The following is an 18,287-nucleotide window of genomic DNA, read 5'->3' on the forward strand; positions in this document are numbered from 1 at the left end:
AGATGCCGCGTCCGACCATCACCTCGCCTTCGACGTCCGCGTTTCGTAAGGAGCGGGAGTCCGTTATGTCCGCTTCGCGTTCGTAGGGTGAAAGCGTGACGACGACTTCTTCCGACGTCGACGTGGTGCTGCCCTGTCTGAACGAGGCCGAGGCCCTGCCCTGGGTTCTCGAACGGATCCCGCCGGGCTGGCGCGCACTCGTCGTCGACAACGGTTCCACCGACGGCTCGGCCGCCATCGCCCACGCGCTCGGCGCGACCGTCGTGCGCGAGACGCGCCGGGGCTTCGGCGCCGCCTGCCACGCCGGGCTGCGGGCCGCCACCGCCGACGTGGTGTGCTTCTGCGACTGCGACGCCTCCCTCGACCCGTCGCTGCTCGTGCCCTTCGTACGCGAAGTGCGCGACGGCGAGGCCGATCTGGTGCTGGGCCGGCGACGCCCGCAGGGGCGGGGCGCGTGGCCCGCGCACGCCCGCGTCGGCAACCTCGCGCTCGCGCGGATGCTGCGCCGCCGCACCGGACTGCGACTGCACGACCTCGGTCCGCTGCGCGCCGCCCGCCGGGAGCCGCTGCTCGCCCTCGGCCTCACCGACCGGCGCAGCGGCTATCCGCTCCAGATGGTCGTGCGCGCGGCCGACGCCGGCTGGCGGATCGCGGAGCACGACGTGCCGTACCTGCCGCGCTCCGGGGCCTCGAAGGTGACGGGTACCTGGCGGGGCACCTGGCAGGCCGTGCGGGACATGAGTCGCGTGCTGGGCGAGACGCCCGCGCATGGAGGAGGAACCGTCCGTTGAGTGTGTCGACCACGCTGCTCGTCATCGCCAAGGAACCGCGACCTGGCCGGGTCAAGACCCGGCTCACCCCGCCGTTCACGCCCGAGGAGGCGGCCGGGCTGGCCGAGGCGGCCCTCGCCGACACCCTCCACGCGGTGGCGGCCGTATCCGCCGCCCGGCGGGTCCTCGTCCTCGACGGCACCCCCGGTCCCTGGCTGCCGCCCCGCTTCGACGTCGTACCGCAGTGCGCGGGCGGCCTGGACGAGCGCCTGGCGGACGCCTTCGCGCGCTGCGCCGGCCCGGCCCTGCTGATCGGGATGGACACCCCGCAGGTGACACCCGAACTGCTCGACGTCGACTTCTCCGACTGCGACGCCTGGTTCGGGCCTGCCGAGGACGGCGGCTTCTGGGCGCTCGGACTGGCCGAACCCGACCCCGGTCTGCTGCGGGGCGTTCCCATGTCGACCGCCGTGACGGGCGCGCTGCAACGCGAGCGGCTGATCCGCGCGGGGCTGCGGGTGCGCGACCTGCCCCGGATGCGCGACGTCGACACCGCCGCCGACGCCCACGCCGTCGCCGCGCTGGCCCCGCACAGCCGGTTCGCCGCACGACTGGCCCGGTGCATGGCGGTCGCGGGAGCCGACTCCTCCCGGGAATCCGGGCCGGCAACGCGGCCGGCCACGCCCCCGGCCGGCCCCCGATGAGCACCGTGCCCGCCACCACCGCCGCCTGGGCGGCCGCCGACCCCTACGCGGCCGCCCTGCGCTGCGGCCACGGCCCGCTGTTCCTGCGCCGCACCGACGGCTGGCTGCTGCCGCTGGAGGTGGAACGCTGGTGCGCCCGGGCCGACGCGGTCGACCGGGCGGTGCTCGACCGGTGCGAGGGCACCGTGCTGGACGTGGGGTGCGGGCCGGGACGGCTGGTGGCGGAACTGGCCACCCGGGGCCGGGCCGTGCTCGGCATCGACGTCAGCGCGGCCGCCGTCGACCGCACCGTGCGGCTCGGCGGCCCGGCGCTGCGGCGCTCGGTCTTCGAGCCGCTGCCCGGCGAGGGCCGCTGGGGCACGGTCCTGCTCATGGACGGCAACGTCGGCATCGGCGGCGACCCGCGCGCCCTGCTGGACCGGGTGGCCGCGCTGCTGCGCCCCGGCGGCCTGCTGATCGCCGAGACCGCACCGGTGGACGTCGACGAACGCGCCCAGGTGCAGGTCGTCGGCCCCACCGCCTCCGGTGAGGCCGACGACCACTTTCCCTGGGCGCGGCTCGGCAGCATGGCGCTGCTGCGGTACGCGCGGGGCTGGGAGCGTGCCGGTCAGTGGACGGCGGGCGGACGCTGCTTCGTCGCCCTGCGCAGCCGCCGCAGTCGCACCGCCAGCAGCAGTGCCGAGCCGCCGAAGAGGACGGCGGTGATCAGCAGCCAACGGGTGAGGAACCCGACCTCCGGCAGCCCGGTGGCGGACGGGTAGCGCTGCTCCACCCTCCCGCTGATCAGCGGAAACCACACGAGAAGGAGCAGTCCGGACAGGGCCGCCGGTACGCGCACGTACATCGCCCAGTCCCGGCGCCGCACAGCGCCGAGTCCCCGTACGGTCGCCCGGTCCAGGGTCGCGTAGAGCGGCAGCAGCACCAGGTCGTGCAGCACTGCCGCGCCCACGAACCACAGCGCCACGCCGAACCAGTCGTCCGCGAGGAGCCGGATCCCCGCGTAGGCGGCGAGCGCGAACGAGCAGGCGAGCAGCAGGAGTTGGAAGGGGCTTCCGAGGGGGATCCGCGGCGGGCGCATCACAGGTCTCCGAACGTCATCCGGGCCACCCACTTGGTGTTGAGCACACCGGGTGCGGCGGGCACGATGATGCGTGCCGGGTAGCCGTGGTCGGGGGACAGCTCCTCGCCGTTGACGTACAGGGCGAGCAGGGAGCGGGGGTCGGCCACCTGGTTGGCGCGCAGGGCGGCTTTCCGGAAGGCGCCGCGTCGCTGGAGGGACTCGACGAACAGGTCGGGCGGGTCGTCGTGGCCGACGAGCGCCGCGAGGTCGCGCAGCCGCACCCCGCGCCACCACTGGTCGGACGTCGACCATCCCTCGACGCAGGCGATGGGCAACGCCGAGCTGTGCAGGGGGAGTTCGAGGAGCCTGGAGCGGCTCAGGCGGACGGTGCCGGTGCGTCCTGTCACCACGAGCTGCCAGGCGTCGGCGCCCGTCTCCGCCGCGTCGATGCCGGCGTACGCGGCGGTCTTGTTGATCTGGAAGCCGTTCGGTCCGCTGCCGGGTTCGCGGCCGCCATGGGGTGCGAGGAGCGCGGTGCGCCGCAGTGGGCCGTCGAAGCTCTGCCCGGCCGTGGTGGCGAACAGCAGCAGCGAGCCACCTCCGACGAACCACAGGGCGCCGCGCCGGGAGACGGTCGGGTCGGCGGGGCGCGGTGACACCAGGTCGTTCTTCTCCTCGCGGAGCTGTCGCAGGTTGCGCAGCGCGATGGGCATCTTCAGCAGCGCGTGGGCGACGAACGCGGCGAAGAACACCCAGGCGCCGTAGAAGTGCAGGGGGTAGAAGGAGCCGGGGAAGACGTAGTCGAGCTGGACGTTGAGCACCCCGGTGACGAACTCGAACAGCCCGCCGCCGACCAGGAGCAGCAGGGAGATCCGCTCCAGGGCGTGTGTGAGCGAGCGGGCCGGGGGCAGGGCGAACAGCCTCGGTACGACGGACCACAGCTTGGCGAGCAGGACGGGGATCAGGGTGATGCCGAGGGTGACGTGGACGCCCTGGTTGAGCCGGTACAGCCAGTGCGGGTTCGTCGGCCAGGCGAAGAGGTAGAAGCCGAGGATCCCCTTGTCCGGGGTCTTGTCGTTCACCGGCGACAGGTCCGGGTTGTAGGCCGCGTACGAGACCAGGCCCGTCACGAACAGCACGGTGATGCCGACGAGCAGGACGAGGCCCAGCACCGAGGTGAACCAGGGGCCGCGCAGCGGGCTGCGCCAGAAGCCCGGTGAGGAGGGGAGCCGCGTATCGCGTGGATCGTCTCGCATGGCCCGACCGTAGGCCCGGACCTGCCCGGGAATGGGTGCGTAAACGATGACGAAACGCTGACGTCCGGCCCGGACGGCGGTCCGCACCCGCCCTGTCGGCCTAGCGTTCCGGGCGTGACCCGCTCCCTGCGCCGTGACCTGTACGCCTCGGTGGCCGCCGTACTCCTCGTGACGGCAGCCGTGCTGATCGGCCACCACATTCAGTCGACCAGCCACACCCTCTTCGTCAACTGGCCGCCGCTGCTGGCGACCTGGGGCCCGCACCTGGGTCCGGGCACTCCGGCGGCCGTCGCCGTGGCGATCGGCACCGTGGTGTACGGGCCCGCCCTCGCGGCCCGTCTCCCCTGGCGGAAGCTGCTCCCGCTGGCCTGGGCCACGGCCCTGGTGTGGATCTTCTCCCTCGCCCTGATCGACGGCTGGCACCGGGGCATCGCCCGCCGGCTCACCAGCCGCCACGAGTACCTCCAGGTCATCGACCGCTTCGACGACATCCCGAACGCATTGCGCGGCTTCACCGGCCACATCCTTCTCGGCTCCCCCGACCACTGGCCCGCCCACGTCGCCGGTCATCCGCCGGCCGCTCCGCTCACCTTCGTCCTGCTCGACCGGATCGGTCTCGGCGGCGGGGGCTGGGCCGGGGTGTGGTGCATCACCGTCGGCGCGACGGCCTGTGTGGCCGTGCTGGTCACCGTCCGCGCCCTGGCCGACGAGACGCTCGCGCGCAGGGCGGCCCCCTTTCTCGTGCTGGCGCCGGCCGCCGTGTGGATGGGGACCTCGGCCGACGCGTACTTCGCCGCGGTGGCTGCCTGGGCGGTGGCGCTGCTGGCGCTGGCGGTGACCGGACGGTCCTTGTGGTGGGCCGGGGCGTCCGGCCTGCTGTTCGGTCTGACCTGCTATCTGTCGTACGGCCTCACGCTCGTCGCGCTGATCGGGGCGGCGGTGCTGTGGCTCGGCCGGCGCGGGCTGCGGGAGCGGCCCGCCCTGCTGGTGCCGCTGTTCGCCGGGCTGGCCGTGGTCCCGGCGCTGTTCACGCTCGCCGGGTTCGACTGGTGGGAGGCGTACCGCCTGCTGGTGACGCGCTACCACCAGGGTGTGGGCGGGATCCGCCCCTACGACTACTGGGTGTGGGCCAACCTGGCCTGCGCCGTGCTCATCACGGGCCTGGCAACGGTGGCGGGGCTGCGGCGGACCGGTGCGGTGCTCGTTCGCGCCCGTGGCGGCACCCACGGCCGGACCGCCGAGGCCCGCCTCGCCCTCCTCGTGTCCGCCGCCCTCCTCGCCCTGCTGGTCGCCGACCTGTCCGGCATGAGCAAGGCGGAGACGGAACGGATCTGGCTGCCCTTCGCGATCTGGCTCCTCCCGGCGTGCGCCCTCCTCAACCGGCCCCGCGCCTGGCTGGCCGCCCAGGCGCTCCTGGCGCTGCTCCTCAACCATCTGCTGCTGACCGGGTGGTGACCGGACGGGGGGCGTGGTGCGCCAGGTGTGGCCGGCCATGCCGCGTCGCAGGCCGACGTGGCCGTGCCTGTGGCGCCCCCGGCGGCCCGGCCGACACCGCGACGGCGTGGCCCCCGCCGGTGGGGCTCGCCGTCGCGGAGGGCCGTACGGGTTGTGCCTGGAGAGCAGCCGGGCACCAGCGACCGCCCTTCGAGATGACGACGTGATGTCGACCTAGGCTGGCGTCATGGCCACCGGGGCGGTGCACCCAGCCGGAAACGCCGGAATGGAGGGCGTCAGCATGTCGGAGTCCGCGCGGGAGCTGGCCGCGGTCCAGCGTGAGCACTGGCAGCGGACGTACGGGGAGCATCCGGGGATGTACGGCGAGAGGCCGTCCGAACCCGCAGTCCACGCCGCCGGGGTCTTCCGCGCCGCCCGCGCCGGAGCGCTGCTGGAGCTGGGTGCGGGGCACGGCCGTGACGCGCTGTTCTTCGCACGCGAGGGCTACACCGTGCTGGCCACCGACTTCAGCCCGGTGGGTCTGGAGCAGCTGCGTGAGGCCGCCGCCGCCCGAGGCCTGGCCGAACGGGTCACGACGGCGGTCCACGACGTCCGCGAGCCACTGCCGCTCGCGGACGCCTCGGTGGACGGCGTGTTCGCGCACATGCTGCTCTGCATGGCGCTGTCCACCGAGGAGATCCACGCCCTGGTCGCAGAGGTGCGCCGGGTCCTGAGGCCGGGCGGAGTCTTCGTGTACACCGTCCGTCACACCGCGGACGCGCACTACGGGGTGGGGACGGGGCACGGCGACGACATCTGGGAGCACGGTGGCTTCGCCGTCCACTTCTTCTCCCGTGAACTGGTCGACGCCCTCGCGCAAGGCTGGAGCCTTCAGGAGGTGCACGCCTTCGAGGAGGGTGGCCTGCCGCGGCGGCTGTGGCGCGTCACGCAGACCCTCCCCGGGTGAGCGGAGCGCCCGGGCCTACGCCGAACCCTCGGCGCCCACCGCTTCCCGGTCCTGCGCGCCCGAGCACCTCAGCGCGAGGGCGGCGATGTCGTCGTCGAGCCTTCCGCCGCTGTGCTGGAGCAGATCCCGGTGCAGGCGGTCGAGGAGTTCACGGGGCTGTTCCGCGCCCTGGCCGCGCATCCAGTCCGGCAGGGGAAAGAACTGGCCCGCGTGGTCCCGGGTCTCGGACACGCCGTCCGTGTAGAGCAGGAGCTGGTCACCCGGGGTGAAGGAGACCCTGTCGACCCAGTAGCGGTCACCGATGAGTGCCGCGAGGTTGAGGGGCGGTGAGGGGATGGTGGGTTCGAGGAGCCGGACCTTCCCGCAGTGGGCGATCAGTGGCGGGGGATGTCCGCAGTTGAGGATGCGTATGTGGCCGCCGCCGTGCGGGATCTCGGCGAGCAGGGCGGTGGCGAAGTGCTCGGGCTGGTCCTGGATGGGAAACGCGGCGCTGTGGCGCGAGATGGTCGTCTCCAGGCGGTGGATGATGCCGTGCAGGTCGGGTTCGTCGTACGCGGCCTCCCGGAAGCAACTGATCACCGCCGAGGCGGCCCCGACCGCGGACAGGCCCTTGCCCCGCACGTCGCCTATGAGCAGCCGGACCCCGTGCGGGGTGCCGATCGCCTCGTAGAAGTCGCCGCCGATCCGGGCCTGTTCCTGGGCCGCGAGATACAGGGACTCGATCTCGACGTCCTCGATGCGGCGTGGCAGCGGGCGCAGCAGCACCTTCTGGGCCGCGTCGGCGACGAGTCTGACCTGGAAGAGGATCTCCTCGCGCTGCAGCCGGACATGGCTGCCGTACGCGGCCGCCAAGGTGACCGCGATGATCGCGGCGGAGGTGTACTGCGTCCCGAGATCGGTGTGGAAGAAGCTGAGGACGATCATGAACAGGAAGCAGAACGCCCCCAGCACAACGGTGGGGAGCACGGGCCACATCGCGGCGGCGAGGGCGGGCGCGGCGGGCAGCAGGCGGCTGAAGGCGATCTCCCTGGGTGTCGAGGACGCCAGGGCGACGATGAGGACGGTCAGGACCACGGGCGACAGCCGGGCGGCATCCCATCGGCCGGCATAGGCAGGAGCCGCCCGACGGCGCCACAGCCACCCAGGCATGATCACAAAATGCATCATATCGACCCAAGCGGGCATAGGGCGCGGGGAGCACCGCACACTGCCGTCCAGGCCGGGGCCGAGCGCGCGGGCCTGGCCACTTGGGATCACCGGTGTTAAAAAGGTCGCATGGCGAATCGTTTCGCCCGTTTTCCGCACCTCTCGGTGAAACGCCTGATCAGCAAGGGCACGCGAAGCGTGGCCGGGCAGGTGTTGATCTTCCAGGTGGCCCTGGTCGTGCTGCTCGTGGCCTGCGGGGTCTTCGCCCTCATCCTCCAGTCGGAGCGGGACAACAACGCCGAGGCAAGGCGCCGCTCCACAGCCGTGGCACAGACGTTCGCGCACGCACCGGGCGTCCTCGCGGCGTTGCGGACCCCGGATCCGAGCAGGATCCTCCAGCCGCTCACGGAGGCGGCACGCAAGGCGGCCGGCGTCGACTTCATCGTGGTCATGGACACCGAGGGCATCCGGTACACGCACCCCTTGCCGGACCGGATCGGGAAGCGGTTCGTGGGCGAGATCGGGCCGTCCCTGGAGGGCCGGACGTACGTGGAGAGCGTCAACGGCCCGCTCGGTCGCGAGGTGCAGTCCACGGTCCCGATCGAGAACGCCGACCGCGAGGTGGTGGGCCTCGTCTCGGCCGGGATGAAGGTCAAGAACGTCGAGAGCCAGCTGGCCCGGCAACTGCCGATCATCCTGGGCGCCGGAGCCGGGGCGCTCGTGCTGTCCACCGGTGTGACGGCCCTGGTGGGCAGGCGGCTGCGACGGCAGACGCACAGCCTGGCCCCGGCCGAGATGAGCCTGATGTACGAGCACCACGACACGGTGCTCCACTCCGTCCGGGAAGGCGTGCTGATCGTCGCCGCCGACGGACGGCTGATCCTGGCGAACGACGAGGCCAGACGGCTGCTGGAGCTGCCCTCGGACGTCGAGGGGCGGCCCGTCGCGGAACTGCCGGGCCTCGATCCCGGCACCCGGGAGCTGCTCGCCTCCGGGCGCGAGGCCACCGACGAGGTGCACCTCGCGGGAGAGCGGTTGCTCGCGGTCAACCAGCGGCCCACGGACCGCGAGGGAGACCCCAGGGGAACGGTGGTCACGCTGCGCGACTCCACCGAGCTCCAGGCCGTGACCGGCAGGGCGGAGGTGGCACGGGAGCGGCTCAGGCTGCTGTACGACGCCGGACTGCGCATCGGCACTTCCCTGGACGTGCTGCGCACCGCGGGCGAGCTGGCGCGGGTTCCCGTTCCCCGCTTCGCGGACTTCGTCACCGTGGACCTGGCCGACGCCGTCCTGCACGGCGAGGAGCCGGCCCCGACCGCGACGGACATGCGACGGGCGGCCGTGTGCGGCATCCGGGACGACCATCCGCTCTCCGCGCAGGGCCGGCTCTTCGACTATCTGCCCTCCACGCCCCAGGCGCGCGGCTACGGCAGTGGCAGCTCCCAGCTGGTGAGCGACCTGCCGACCGCCACGGGCTGGCGGGTGCAGGACCCCGAGCGGGCCAGGGCGATCATCGACTACGGCATCCATTCCCTGATCACCGCCCCCATCCAGGCCCGGGGCGTGGTGCTGGGCATGGCCAACTTCTGGCGTGCGCGGCAGCACGAGCGTTTCAACGAGGAGGATCTGTCACTGGCGGAGGAGCTGGTGGCCCGTGCCGCGATCAGCATCGACAACGCCCGCCGCTTCACTCGTGAGCACACCCTGGCGGTCACCCTCCAGCGCAGCCTGCTGCCGCAGGCCATGCCCGCGCAGAACGCCCTCGACATCGCCTACCGCTATCTGCCCGCCCAGTCGGGTGTGGGCGGCGACTGGTTCGACGTGATCCCCCTGCCGGGGAGCCGGGTGGCACTGGCCGTCGGCGACGTGGTCGGCCACGGTCTGCACGCCGCCGCCACGATGGGCCGGCTGCGGACCGCGGTGCACAACTTCTCCGCCCTCGATCTGCCGCCCGACGAGCTGCTGAGCCATCTGGACGACCTCGTCGGGAGCATCGACCAGAAGGAGGCCGCGGAGAGCGCGGCGGGCGTCGTGGGGGCCACCTGCCTGTACGGGATCTACGACCCCGTGACGCGCCGCTACGTCGTGGCGCGTGCCGGGCATCTGGCGCGGGCGCTGGTCCGGCCCGACGGATCCGTCACCTTCCCGGACGTGCCGGCCGGCCCGCCCCTGGGCCTGGGCGGCATGCCCTTCCAGACCGCGGAGGTGTGCCTCGCGGAGGGAACCCAGCTCGTGCTGTACACCGACGGCCTCATCGAGGACCGCAGACGCGACCTGGACGTGGGACTGGAACTGCTGCGCGAGGCGCTCACCGGCCACCCCGGCCGGCCGCCCGAGGAGACCTGCCAGGACGTGCTGGACAGTCTGCTCCCCCGCCGTCCCAAGGACGACGTCGCCCTCCTCGTCGCCCGCACACGGGCCCTGCCGCCCGACCGGATCGCCGAATGGGACGTGCCGGCGGATCCGGCCGCCGTCTCGGGGATGCGCGACGCCGTGTCCGAACGCCTCGAAGCGTGGGGCCTGTCGGAGTTCGGCTTCACCATGGAACTCATCCTCAGCGAACTCATCACCAACGCCATCCGCTACGGCACCCCGCCCATCCACGTACGGCTGATCCGCGACCGCACCCTGATCTGCGAGGTGGCCGACGGCAGCAGCACCTCACCGCATCTGCGGTACGCGGCGACGACGGACGAGGGCGGCCGGGGCCTGTTCCTGGTGTCCCAGATGGCCGAGCGCTGGGGCACCCGCTACACCCCCCAGGGCAAGGTCATCTGGGCCGAACAGGCCCTCCCCGAGGCCCTCCAACAGCCCGTTCCAGCTGCCCCTTGGTAGCGTGCTCAGGTATGCGGGTGTCAGAGGTGCCGCGGGCGGTGGCCACGGCCATGTCGACCACGACGTCGGCCGGCCTGGCGGTCGACGACGCGGTCGTGCTTCATGACTCCAACAAGCTCACTCTGCGTCTGCTGCCCTGTGACGTCCTCGCCCGGGTGGCACCGGTCGGGAACCAGGTCGCGCGATTCGAAGTCGACCTCGCCCAACGGCTGGTCGACGCCGGATGCCCGGTGGCCGCTGTCGATCCTCGGGTGGAGCCACGCGTCCATGAGCATGACGGCTTCGTGATCACGCTGTGGACCTACTACGAGCCCGTGACTCCTGGAGAGATCTCACCGGCCGACTACGCCGACGCACTTGAGCGGTTGCATGTCGGCATGCGCGAACTCAAGGTGCCGACACCGCACTTCACGGATCGCGTCGAACAGGCTCAACGACTGCTGGCCGACCGCGACCGGACCCCGGCACTGGCCGACCCGGACCGGGAGCTTCTCGGCGACACGTTACGCACCCTGAGACGAACCATCGGCGAGCGCGGCGGCACCGAGCAACTCCTGCACGGCGAGCCGCACCCGGGCAACCTGCTCAGCACCAAGAACGGGCCCCTCTTCATCGACCTAGAGACATGTTGCCGCGGCCCCGTCGAATTCGACCTCGCCCATGCGCCCGCCGCCATCGGCGCGCACTACCCGGGCGTCGACCCGGACCTGCTGCGCGAGTGCCGGCTCCTGGTGCTGGCGATGATCACGACCTGGCGCTGGGACCGCGACGACCAGCTCCCGGACGGGCGCCGACTGGCCGCGGAATGGCTCGGTCAGATCCGGGCGGCACTCGATCGCGACGACCCGGACGCCCCTGGCTGACAAGGAGTCGTGTCGGGGTATCGCCGACAGCTCCAGAGCCGGCAAAGGCCTGCCTCTCAGCACGGTCTGCGCCAGGTGTCCAGTTCCGGCTTCTTCCGCATCGACGACAGGCGCAGTTCGCGGGCCGTCGGGCAGAACCGGGCCGTGGGCTCCGCGTACTCCACGTGGAAGACGGCCTTGTCCGCCGAGATGAACGGCTCCAGCAGCTCGCACTCGTCGTACTGGGCGCACTCCTCGTTGACCGCGAAGTCGAAGTCGTCCAGCAGGTGCGGGATCTGGGCCAGGTCGTTCTTGAGGCCGACGGCGAGACCACGCTCGTGCGCGAGGGCGGCGATCATGCGGTTGTACCGGAGCTGGTCGCGCGCCGTGAGCGGGAAGCCGGTGTCGTTGCCGTAGCCCTCGACGAGGTCCGGTTCCACCGCGTCGAAGCCCTTGTCGCGGCACATGTCGAAGCGGCGTTCCATCAGGGGCCGCAGGAGCGAGAGGCGGCGGATGTCCAGCCAGCGTTCGCCTTGCCAGCCGTTGGGCTTGCCGAGGACCGAGCGTGGGAAGGCGCGTCGGTCGGGGCGGAAGTCCTCCCAGGCGCCGACGTTGACGTAGCAGATCACCTTGCGACCGTCGCGGTGCAGGCGTGCCACGTCGTCGGCGGAGTTCTCGAATCCGTCGATGTCGTAGACGGGTACGTCGACGGACGGGTCGACCCTGCCGTCGAGCTGCCACTGCCAGGCCAGCCCGGGGCGCGGTTGCCAGCGCTCGCCGGGGGCAGGGGCGTCGGAGCAGGCGGCCAGGGTGGTCAGGGTCAGCAGGGTGGCTACGACGGCCGAGGCCAACCGCCTCACCGGTCCGCCTCCGCCAGTGCGGGCGTCAACCGCGACCAGGGGTTGGGCAGGTCGCCGGTGACCGGTCCGCACACTCCCGCGCCCCGTTCCCCCGCCGTTCGCATGGCGAGCGGCACGAGCGGTTCCGGTACGCCGTAGACCAGGTGGCACAGCCGCTCGGCGGGCAGCCGCTCGGTCCAGGCGGGGCGGCTGAAGTCCGACACGTATCGCGACCAGGGGCCTTCGAAGGTGACGGTCAGGTCGGCGAGCCGGGCGTAGCCGGGCGCGGGGTGGACGCCGGGGTTGAGCACGACCGTGGCGGCGCCGAGCCTGCGGGCGGCGCGGACCAGGCGACGGCAGTCGGGCAGTCCGTGCGGTGCCGCCGTCACCTGGTCCAGGAAGCAGCCGTCGACGGCGTACCACTCCTGGTGCCGGCGCAGGTCCTCGGTGACCTGTGCGGGGTCGCGGGCGCCGTAGTCGGTGTCGACGTAGCCCAGCACACGGGCTCCCGCTGTGCGCAGTGCCCGGGCGGCCGTGGCGAACGCCGGGTCCGGGGCGCCGCCGGGGCCGTTCGCCGGGTTCAGTACGACGGCGTAGGTGCGGGTGGCGCAGGTGATGAGCCGGTGCCAGGCACCGGGATCCTCGGCCGGATGCACGTACAGCGGGATCAGCAGGCTCACCGCGCCGGTACCCCCTCGACGGGGCGGGCGGCCGCCCACAGATCCGCCACCGACGCGTCGAGGGTGCGCGTCGGCGTCCAGCCGAGGGCGTCGCGCGCGGCGGTGATGTCCGAGCACTGCCAGGACACTTGGGCGGACCGGGCGGATCCGGCTGCCCCCGCCTCGACGATCCGGCCCCGGAAGCCGGCCGCGTCCGCGAGGGCGCGCATCAGGTCGCGGACCGGGCGGGCGTCGCCGCCGCCGATGTTCAGCACGGGCGGCAGCGGTCCGGGTGCCGTGACCGCCAGTCGGACAGCCCGCGCCAGGTCTCGTGCGTCCACGAAGTCGCGGTGCGCGGACAGGTCGCCGAGCCGCAGCTCCGCGTCCGGGTCGTCCCCGGCGTCGGCGAGCAGGCGCGCCACCCGGCCCGGCAGCCCGGTGGGCGGGGCGCCCGGGCCGACCGGGTTCCCCACCCGCAGCACCACCGCGTCCAGCCCGGACGCGGTCACGGCCACCGTGCCCGCCAGCTTGGTCGCGCCGTACGGGCCGGCCGGCCGGGTCGGCGCCGACTCCGTCACCCGTACTCCTGGTTCGGTGGGCCCGTACTCGGCGGCCGAGCCCAGATGGACCAGCCGGGCCCCGGGCGCCGCCTCCCGCAGGGCAGCGCACAGCGCGGCGGGCCCGCGGGCGTTGGCCTCGGCGAGGGTGACGGCGTCGCCGCCGGTCGCGCCCGCGCAGTTGACGACGGCGTCGGGCGCGGCCTCGGCGAGCGCCGCCGCCAGGGCCCGCGGGCGGTCGGCGGCGAGGTCCACGGTGACGTCGGCGGCGGGCGAGCGGCCGGCGAGGAGGACCCGCGTGTCCGGCCGGGCGCGCAGGTGCTCGGCGACGTGCGTGCCCAGATAGCCGGTGGCGCCGAGTACGAGGATGCGCATGGCCCCTCAGGCCCCCTTGAGCAGCAGTGACTTACGGCTGGTGAACTCGGCGTTGGCCCGGTCGTAGTCGTCGGGGCGGCCGATGTCGAGCCAGTAGCCGTCGAACTCGTAGGCGTGCGGCGGGCGTTCGGCGGCGAGCAGGTCCATCACCAGTTCGTCGAAGCCGAGCGGCAGCCCGGGCGTGTAGTCGTCGAGGGTGGTGCGGGAGACACCATAGACGCCCATGGAGACCCGGTAGTCGATGCTGGGCTTCTCGGTGAAGGCGACCACCCGGCTGGCGTCGGTGGTGAGCACGCCGAAGTCGATGTGGACCTTGCGGGCGTAGGTGGCGATGGTCAGGGGGGTGCCCGACGCCTCGTGCGTACGCAGGACGTCGGCGTAGTCGAGGTCGGTGAGGACGTCGCCGTTCATGACAAGGAAGTGTTCGGGCAGCCGGTCGCGCAGGGTGAGCAGCGGGCCCATGGTGCCGAGCGGGCTCTCCTCGGCGGCGTAGTCGACTTTCAGGCCCCACTGGGTGCCGTCGCCGACGTAGGCGCGGATGATCTCGCCCAGGTGGCCGATGGCGATGGTGCAGCGGGTGAAGCCGGCGGCGGACAGCTGGCGCAGCACGATCTCCAGGATCGCGTGCTGGTCGCCGATGGGGACGAGCGGCTTGGGCAGCGCGGTGGTGTACGGCCGTAGCCGGACGCCCTTTCCACCGGCCAGGATCACTGCGTGCATGGCGTACCTCCTGCGATACGTGCCGGTCGGGTCAGATGTTGTAGATGCCGGTCTTGTAGCGGGCCAGGTTCGCCGGGTCGGTGAACCACCGCGCGGTGCGCGCGAGTCCCTCCTCCAGCGTGCTCGCGGGCCGCCAGCCGGTCGCCGTGGTCAGCCGGGTGGCGTCGGCGACGAGCCGCATCACCTCGGAGGCCGCGGGCCGCAGACGCGCGGAGTCCTCCTGGACGTCGAGCGGGGCGTCCATCACCTTGCCGATCAGCGCGACCAGGTCGCCGACGGAGATCTCACCGCCGGTCCCGGCGTTGAAGGTGCGGCCCACGACCTGCTCGGCCGCGGCCGTGCCGACCGCGAGGAACGCCCGCGCGGTGTCCTCGACGAAAGTGAAGTCGCGGGTGGGCCGCAGATCGCCGAGGGTGATGGTGCGCTGCCCGGCCGCCACCTGGCCGATGACGGTGGGGATGACGGCGCGCATCGACTGGCGCGGGCCGAAGGTGTTGAACGGCCGCAAGGTCACCACGGGCGTGCCGAAACTGGCGTGGTAGCTGTCGGCCAGCCGGTCCCCGCCCGCCTTCGAAGCGGCGTACGGCGACTGGGTGTTGATGGGGTGGTCCTCGGTGATCGGCACGGTCCGCGCGGTGCCGTACGTCTCGCTGGTCGAGGTGTGCACCAGCCGCGGCGTGCCGAGCGCGCGCACCGCCTCCAGCACGTTGAGCGTGCCGGTGACGTTGGTGTCCACGTAGCTGTGCGGGGCCTGGTAGGAGTACGGGATCGCGATCAGCGCGGCGAGGTGGTAGGCGCAGTCGGCGCCGTCGAGCAGGCCGCGCACCGAGCCGGGGTCGCGTACGTCGCCGAGGACGATCTCGACCTGGTCCAGGACGTCGGAGGGCAGGGTCTCCAGCCAGCCGTAGGAGGAGAAGGAGTTGTACTGGGCCATGGCCCTCACGCGGTGGCCGGAGGCGACGAGCGCCTCGGTGAGATGCGAGCCGATGAAGCCCTCGGCTCCGGTGACGGCGGCGAGCGGTGCGGAGGTCAACTCTTGGTCCCTTCGTCGTGGTCGTCGGACGGGGGACCCGGCGCGGACGGGCGCGGGTCTGCGGTCCGATGGGTCGTGCGGGTGGTGCGCGTGGTCAGGAGTGCGGTGAGGGCCGGCCGAGCAGGCGGATCGCGACGGCCGCCAGACAGACGGCGGCCACGCCGCAGGCCCAGGGCAGTACGGCCTGCCCTGGTGGCAGGTCCGTCAGGAGCACCGCCCCGGCTGTGCCGGCCGCGGCGAGGCAGAGCACGGCCGGTGGCCAGGCCACCCCGAACGCCTGGAGCAGCAGGGCGGTCCACAGGACGGCCGCGAGCAGGAGCGGTGTGGCCGGGTCGGAGCCGGTGAGCAGTGCCGCGGGCAGCAGCAGGGACAGGTAGCAGGTCAGGCACAGGCCGAGGACGGCGGCGGAGCGCAGCAGGAATCCGGCCGGGGTCGCGCTCACCCGCAGCGCGGCGACCGACCAGCCGCGGTAGCGGTACAGCAGCCACTCGGCCGGGCCCATGCTCAGCGTCAGGGCGATCACCGCGTACGGCTGCCGGCGGCCCTCCAGCATGACGAGCACGGCGGCGGCGAGCCCGAACAGCCCGTACGGCAGGGACGCGCGAAGCGGCGGCCGCGCGGCGTCGGGAGCGGCCGGTCCGGCGCGCCCCGGCCGCAGGACCCACCCGGCGGCGCCTAACGTGGCCGAGAATGCCAACAGCGGCAATCCGACCCGCAGTTCCGGTCCCGGCTCCCACCATGGCAGCACCGCGGCGCCCACGATCAGCGGGCTCAGCGCGGCCAGCAACAGCCGCTCCCGGGCCAGGACCAGCAGCACGCTCGCGCCGGCCAGGTACAGCGACTGGGCGGCCGCCACCGCGAGCGCCACCGGGCCGCCCCCGGGGAGCGCGGCGAGGGCCGTGGCCGCCGCCGCGCCCAGCAGGGACCCGGTCAGCAGCGTGCCGGATGCCTCCCGGCGCCCGGTCACCAGGCGCAGATGCGCGCGGTGGCCCAGTGCCTGCCCCCACGCCCAGGAGGCGATGCCCGCCACGATCAGCACGGGGGCGTGCCGTTCGACGGCCCACAGGGGCGCGGTGAGCAGGTAGGCCAGGGCCGGCAACGCGAACAGGACGCCGCGCAGGAGGCAGCGCACGGTGTCGGGCCGCCACGGGTCGGCGGCGCGGGGCGGCTCGGGGAACGTCCGGGGCACCCGCTCGTACAGCGCTGTCGCCAGGGAGAAGAGGTTCGGGTGGCCGTACCGCTCCTTGATCACCGAGGCGGACAGGCCCTCGGCCTCCAGCAGCGCCGCCACCTCGTAGGGATGGACGGCGGGTCCGATGGCGTCGGCGAGTTCGGCGGCCAGGGTACTGACCGCCTCCTCGTCGGGGCCGCGACCGGGCAGTCGGATCGCGAGCGTGGCGTCGTCCAGGGCCCAGCGCGGGCGGCGGCGCGGCGGGCGGGGTTCGGCCAGCCGCAGGGCGAGGGTGTCCTGTCCCGCGTCGCCGGGTTCGAGGGATATCGGGCCGCTCATCCGGTCAGACTCCCCGTGCCGGTGACCGCCGGGCCGCTGACCCCCGAAGCACTGACCGTCGACGCGGGCAGCACGACTCTGGCGGGCAACTCCGCCTTTCCTGCGGCCAGTTCGTGGTAGATGGCGCGGAAGGTGTCGATGGTCTGGCGCAGGGTGAACTGTTCGATGACCCGCAGCCGGGCCGCCTCGCCCATGGCCCGGCGCCGGACGGGATCCCCAAGCAGTTCCAGCGCGGCGGCGGCCATCGCGGCCGGGTCGCGCGGCGGCACCACGAGCCCGGTGTCGCCGACGGCTTCGCGCACGCCGCCGACGTCGGTGGAGACGGTCGCCCGGCCGCACGACATGGCCTCGATCAGCGTGAACGGGAAGCCTTCGCTGATGCTGGACAGCATCACCACGTTCCCGGCCGCGTAGGCGTCCTTGATGTCGTCGACGCGGCCTTCGAAGGTCACCGCGTCGCCGTGCCCCAGCTCGGCGGCGAGGGCTTCGCAGCGCTCCCGGTAGGCCTCGCCGCCCCGGGGTGTGCCGCCGAACAACCGCAGGCGGACGTCCGGCAGTCGGTGCCGGACGAGAGCGAAGGCGCGGATCAGGGTCTCCAGGTCCTTGATCGGGTCGACCCGCCCGGCCCAGCTCAGGGTGAGGGTCCCCGGCTCCGGTCCGGCCGGTGGGAAGGCGGCGGGGTCGACGCCGTTGTAGACGGTGCGGATCGCCCCGGGGTCGGCGCCGCCCTGTTCCTCCCACAGCCGGTTGTAGCGGTTGCCCGGCGTGATCAGCGCCGCCTTGCGGTAGCTCTCCTCCGCCAGCAGCCGGAAGAAGCCCAGGATCACCGCCTTGACCGGCCAGCGGTAGGGCGCGGTGCGATAGCCGAGGTAGCGTTCGCGCAGGTAGACGCCGTGCTCGGTGAGCAGCAGCGGAACGCCGTGCCGTTCGCGGGCGGCCAGCCCCGGCAGGACGGCGACGCCTCCGCTGACGGCGTGCGCGACGCCCTGCCGCGGGGGCGGTGCGGCCAGCGGGCGCAGCGCGTGTTCGAGCAGCGCGGTGGCGGTGAGCGCGTCGTGCAGGGTGGGCCGCGCCTCGCGCACGGCCAGCCCGGGACGCGTCCATACGGCGGTCAGGATGCTGATCGCCGTGTCGCCCCGGAGCAGCGCGCTGAGTTCGCCGCTCTCCGCGGCCCGGGCCAGGGTGTGCAGTGCGGGTGCGAAGCCGTGCTCGGCGCCGGGGTCGACGAGCGCCGTCAGGAACTGCTCGTAGGCGTCGGCGAGCCGCCTGCGGGACCGGCCGCGGGGCGGGCGGCCCTCGGGTGCGGCGCCCCACATGGGGACGGACCGGACGCCGCTGACATGGTCGGGCAGGTCCCACACGATCGGCTCCCGTCCGGTGCCGGTGACGGCGATGACGTCGAACTCGATGTCGGGCATGCCGGTGACGAGCTGGTCGCACCAGACGCTCACACCGCCATGACTGTGTGGGTAGGTGCCTTCGGTCAGCAGGGTGACGCGCGCGCTGTGGTTGCGTCGCGCGCCGTGGTGAACGTGCATCGATGTGCTCCACGGACGAGGTGCGGGCGGGGGTGCCGGTCG

General features: G+C 73.1%; 16 protein-coding genes. 7 read left to right on the forward strand and 9 right to left on the reverse strand.

Annotated features, from left to right (window positions below; genetic code table 11):
* Window positions 1-95 precede the first annotated feature (95 nt).
* Genes L0P92_RS05620 through L0P92_RS05630 form a run of 3 tightly spaced genes read left to right on the forward strand, consistent with a single transcriptional unit; the run spans window position 96 to window position 2,235 of the window.
* Window positions 96-791: a glycosyltransferase family 2 protein gene (locus tag L0P92_RS05620; RefSeq protein ID WP_234761390.1), complete on the forward strand. Its 696-nt coding sequence runs from the start codon at window positions 96-98 to the stop codon at window positions 789-791.
* A complete protein-coding gene (locus L0P92_RS05625) occupies window positions 788-1,474 on the forward strand; it encodes a TIGR04282 family arsenosugar biosynthesis glycosyltransferase (protein WP_234761391.1) in 687 nt (228 codons plus the stop codon). The genes L0P92_RS05620 and L0P92_RS05625 overlap by 4 nt, the downstream gene beginning before the upstream one ends.
* Window positions 1,471-2,235: a class I SAM-dependent methyltransferase gene (locus tag L0P92_RS05630; protein ID WP_234761392.1), complete on the forward strand. Its 765-nt coding sequence runs from the start codon at window positions 1,471-1,473 to the stop codon at window positions 2,233-2,235. Before L0P92_RS05625 ends, L0P92_RS05630 begins: the two co-directional genes overlap by 4 nt.
* Before the next feature lie 316 nt (window positions 2,236-2,551).
* On the opposite strand, the gene L0P92_RS05635 is transcribed toward L0P92_RS05630, so the two are convergent.
* A complete protein-coding gene (locus tag L0P92_RS05635) occupies window positions 2,552-3,790 on the reverse strand; it encodes a molybdopterin-dependent oxidoreductase (RefSeq protein WP_234761393.1) in 1,239 nt (412 codons plus the stop codon).
* Window positions 3,791-3,904: 114 nt separating this feature from the next.
* On the opposite strand from L0P92_RS05635, the gene L0P92_RS05640 reads away from it, so the two are divergent.
* Together L0P92_RS05640 and L0P92_RS05645 are read left to right on the forward strand one after the other, a co-directional pair.
* Window positions 3,905-5,245, forward strand: a complete 1,341-nt coding sequence (locus L0P92_RS05640; protein WP_234761394.1) for a hypothetical protein — start codon at window positions 3,905-3,907, stop codon at window positions 5,243-5,245.
* A 280-nt stretch (window positions 5,246-5,525) separates the two neighbouring features.
* Window positions 5,526-6,191, forward strand: a complete 666-nt coding sequence (locus tag L0P92_RS05645) for a class I SAM-dependent methyltransferase (RefSeq protein ID WP_234761395.1) — start codon at window positions 5,526-5,528, stop codon at window positions 6,189-6,191.
* Between the two features lie 15 nt (window positions 6,192-6,206).
* Here L0P92_RS05645 and L0P92_RS05650 read toward each other — a convergent pair whose 3' ends face one another.
* Window positions 6,207-7,340 (reverse strand): PP2C family protein-serine/threonine phosphatase, encoded by a 1,134-nt coding sequence (locus L0P92_RS05650; RefSeq protein WP_237695268.1) that lies wholly within the window; start codon window positions 7,338-7,340, stop codon window positions 6,207-6,209.
* Between the two features lie 126 nt (window positions 7,341-7,466).
* On the opposite strand from L0P92_RS05650, the gene L0P92_RS05655 reads away from it, so the two are divergent.
* Both L0P92_RS05655 and L0P92_RS05660 read left to right on the forward strand, forming a co-directional pair.
* On the forward strand, window positions 7,467-10,172 hold the full coding sequence (locus L0P92_RS05655) for a SpoIIE family protein phosphatase (RefSeq protein ID WP_234761397.1): 2,706 nt from the start codon (window positions 7,467-7,469) through the stop codon (window positions 10,170-10,172).
* Between the two features lie 11 nt (window positions 10,173-10,183).
* Window positions 10,184-11,035, forward strand: a complete 852-nt coding sequence (locus L0P92_RS05660; RefSeq protein ID WP_234761398.1) for a phosphotransferase enzyme family protein — start codon at window positions 10,184-10,186, stop codon at window positions 11,033-11,035.
* Window positions 11,036-11,091: 56 nt separating this feature from the next.
* Here the strand turns inward: L0P92_RS05660 and L0P92_RS05665 are convergent, their stop codons facing one another.
* From L0P92_RS05665 to pelF, 7 genes are all read right to left on the reverse strand, one after another.
* Entirely contained in the window at window positions 11,092-11,874 is a 783-nt protein-coding gene (locus L0P92_RS05665) for an endo alpha-1,4 polygalactosaminidase (protein WP_372497205.1), read from the reverse strand.
* Window positions 11,871-12,533 (reverse strand): spherulation-specific family 4 protein, encoded by a 663-nt coding sequence (locus L0P92_RS05670; protein ID WP_234761399.1) that lies wholly within the window; start codon window positions 12,531-12,533, stop codon window positions 11,871-11,873. The genes L0P92_RS05665 and L0P92_RS05670 overlap by 4 nt, the downstream gene beginning before the upstream one ends.
* Window positions 12,530-13,444 carry an NAD-dependent epimerase/dehydratase family protein gene (locus L0P92_RS05675; protein ID WP_234761400.1) on the reverse strand — a complete coding sequence of 305 codons (915 nt, stop codon included), beginning with the start codon at window positions 13,442-13,444 and terminating at the stop codon, window positions 12,530-12,532. The genes L0P92_RS05670 and L0P92_RS05675 overlap by 4 nt, the downstream gene beginning before the upstream one ends.
* 6 nt (window positions 13,445-13,450) lie before the next feature.
* Window positions 13,451-14,164, reverse strand: a complete 714-nt coding sequence (locus tag L0P92_RS05680) for a nucleotidyltransferase family protein (RefSeq protein WP_234761401.1) — start codon at window positions 14,162-14,164, stop codon at window positions 13,451-13,453.
* 31 nt (window positions 14,165-14,195) lie between these two features.
* Complete coding sequence (locus L0P92_RS05685; RefSeq protein ID WP_234761402.1) at window positions 14,196-15,197, reverse strand: GDP-mannose 4,6-dehydratase; 1,002 nt, start codon at window positions 15,195-15,197, stop codon at window positions 14,196-14,198.
* A gap of 94 nt (window positions 15,198-15,291) precedes the next feature.
* On the reverse strand, window positions 15,292-16,707 hold the full coding sequence (locus L0P92_RS05690) for a hypothetical protein (protein ID WP_234761403.1): 1,416 nt from the start codon (window positions 16,705-16,707) through the stop codon (window positions 15,292-15,294).
* Window positions 16,704-18,245: a GT4 family glycosyltransferase PelF gene (pelF, locus tag L0P92_RS05695; RefSeq protein WP_234761404.1), complete on the reverse strand. Its 1,542-nt coding sequence runs from the start codon at window positions 18,243-18,245 to the stop codon at window positions 16,704-16,706. The genes L0P92_RS05690 and pelF overlap by 4 nt, the downstream gene beginning before the upstream one ends.
* Between the last annotated feature and the right edge of the window lie 42 nt (window positions 18,246-18,287).

It is taken from the genome of Streptomyces muensis (assembly GCF_021474425.1).
Classification (GTDB): domain Bacteria; phylum Actinomycetota; class Actinomycetes; order Streptomycetales; family Streptomycetaceae; genus Streptomyces; species Streptomyces muensis.